4 protein-coding genes are annotated in these 1,584 nt (G+C 29.9%); 2 read left to right on the top strand and 2 right to left on the bottom strand.

Annotation, left to right across the window (positions count from 1 at the left end):
- The first annotated feature begins 2 nt into the window (after nt 1-2).
- Together AJ884_RS01700 and AJ884_RS01695 are read left to right on the top strand one after the other, a co-directional pair.
- A complete protein-coding gene (locus AJ884_RS01700; RefSeq protein WP_070286368.1) occupies nt 3-656 on the top strand; it encodes a DNA/RNA non-specific endonuclease in 654 nt (217 codons plus the stop codon).
- Nucleotides 657-672: 16 nt separating this feature from the next.
- Complete coding sequence (locus AJ884_RS01695; RefSeq protein WP_044779005.1) at nt 673-954, top strand: PLDc N-terminal domain-containing protein; 282 nt, start codon at nt 673-675, stop codon at nt 952-954.
- Between the two features lie 13 nt (nt 955-967).
- Here AJ884_RS01695 and AJ884_RS09555 read toward each other — a convergent pair whose 3' ends face one another.
- On the bottom strand, nt 968-1,165 hold the full coding sequence (locus AJ884_RS09555; RefSeq protein WP_083267218.1) for a hypothetical protein: 198 nt from the start codon (nt 1,163-1,165) through the stop codon (nt 968-970).
- Nucleotides 1,083-1,502 carry a hypothetical protein gene (locus AJ884_RS01690; RefSeq protein ID WP_044779004.1) on the bottom strand — a complete coding sequence of 140 codons (420 nt, stop codon included), beginning with the start codon at nt 1,500-1,502 and terminating at the stop codon, nt 1,083-1,085. Before AJ884_RS01690 ends, AJ884_RS09555 begins: the two co-directional genes overlap by 83 nt.
- Between the last annotated feature and the right edge of the window lie 82 nt (nt 1,503-1,584).

Below are 1,584 nucleotides of genomic sequence, written 5' to 3'. Positions count from 1 at the left end.
AAATGAAAAAACTTATAATCTTACCACTGCTAGCAACTCTAGCCTTAGCTGATTATACACAATACAAGCCAAGCGAAGATTTTGCTAAGTATTTTACTAAGCAAAGTTGTTCACAAGTTTTAGATAAATTCTATTATCTAAATTGTTATGATTATAATCTAAAAGGTACAAAAGCTGTAGCTTATAGATTGGAAGCGGAAAATTTAAAAGGCGAACAAATCAAAAAACGCCCACGCTTTGAAGATGATACAAATATTCCTAAAAAATATCGTACTACATGGAGTGATTATAGAAACAGTGGTTATGATAGAGGACACACTCTTTCTAATGCTTCTATGAGAAAAACAACTCAAGCTCAAAGAAGCACTTTTTTAATGAGTAATATTACTCCACAAAATCCACAAATCAATCAAAGGGTTTGGAACAAGATTGAAAAAAGAGAAAGACAAGTAGCTTTGAAGCTTGGAAGTTTAGAAGTTTTAAATTTGGTTAATTATGATAGTAATCCACAAAGAATAAGAAATCAAATTGCTATTCCAAGCTCTTACACTAAGATTTTAAAAGGTGATAATTTTAAAGAATGTTACCAAGTGCCTAATCACGATGTAGAAAATGAGAATTTAAGAATATATAAAGTAAAATGTGACAATTTTTAATTAAAAAGGAGTAAAAATGGAAATTGCAGGACTTGTGTATTTTATCTTTGCTGTTGTATGTGCTTTTGAACTTTCTTATGATGCTAAACAAAGAAATATGAGCAGCTTATGGTGGGGTATAGTTGGGTTTTTCTTTGGCATTTTTGGATGTATTTTGTATTTAGCGGTTAAAAAACCTTATAGACGAGAACAAAAAATATCTAAAATGAGAGATTTAGAATTTTTAAGAGGATTGAAAGAAAAAGGTGTTATCAGTGAAGCCGAGTATGAAAAATACAAAGCAGAAGTTCTAGAATAGATGTAAATGAGGATCATTCCTCATTCAACTCCTTAATCTTTCTAATCTGAATTTCGCATTGCCTATACTTGTAAAAAAGTAAAGAATAAGCATTTAAAATATCTAGTTCATTTTTTGCTATTGGCTTTTCAAGGGGGCTTAGTGTTAATAACTCTTGCGGAATTTTTACTTTTTGAATTTCTATTTTGGTTACTACTTGTTGAGTTTGCATCCCACAACCTATCAACGACATCGTTAAAAAGCTTGGTAATATTATTTTCATTGCTTTTATAAATGTATTCTTTAACATATTCTATCCTTTCTTTAACTTCGTTTTTTTGATTGTTTGCTTCATTGATTGCTTTTAATTCTGCTTTATGAATTTGCGTAAGTTCTTTTAGCCTTGCTTCGTTGTTTTTATTAATCTCTAAAGCTAAGGCTAAATCATTTTGACTTTTTTCTAATTTTGCCTTTGTGCTATCAAGTCTTAGATAAAAATATCCTGTTAAGATTGCCATTAAAGCTAAGGCTATATAAAGCTTTGCATTTCCAAATAAAAGATTTATCATATTTTGTTTTAGAAGTTTAAGTAAGGTTTTTATATAATACCCCTAAGGGTTAGCCGTAGGTCTGACCCCCTATGGCTAAATT

It is taken from the genome of Campylobacter sp. BCW_6463, from assembly GCF_001762785.1.
Lineage (GTDB): Bacteria > Campylobacterota > Campylobacteria > Campylobacterales > Campylobacteraceae > Campylobacter_D > Campylobacter_D jejuni.
This window is presented reverse-complemented; position numbering and strand designations above follow the sequence as displayed.

Coding starts and splice junctions, on each gene's coding strand:
- AJ884_RS01700 (WP_070286368.1), top strand. CDS start 3: ATGAAAAAACTTATAATCTTACCACTGCTAGCAACTCTAGCCTTAGCT.
- AJ884_RS01695 (WP_044779005.1), top strand. CDS start 673: ATGGAAATTGCAGGACTTGTGTATTTTATCTTTGCTGTTGTATGTGCT.
- AJ884_RS09555 (WP_083267218.1), bottom strand. CDS start 1,165: ATGCAAACTCAACAAGTAGTAACCAAAATAGAAATTCAAAAAGTAAAA.
- AJ884_RS01690 (WP_044779004.1), bottom strand. CDS start 1,502: ATGATAAATCTTTTATTTGGAAATGCAAAGCTTTATATAGCCTTAGCT.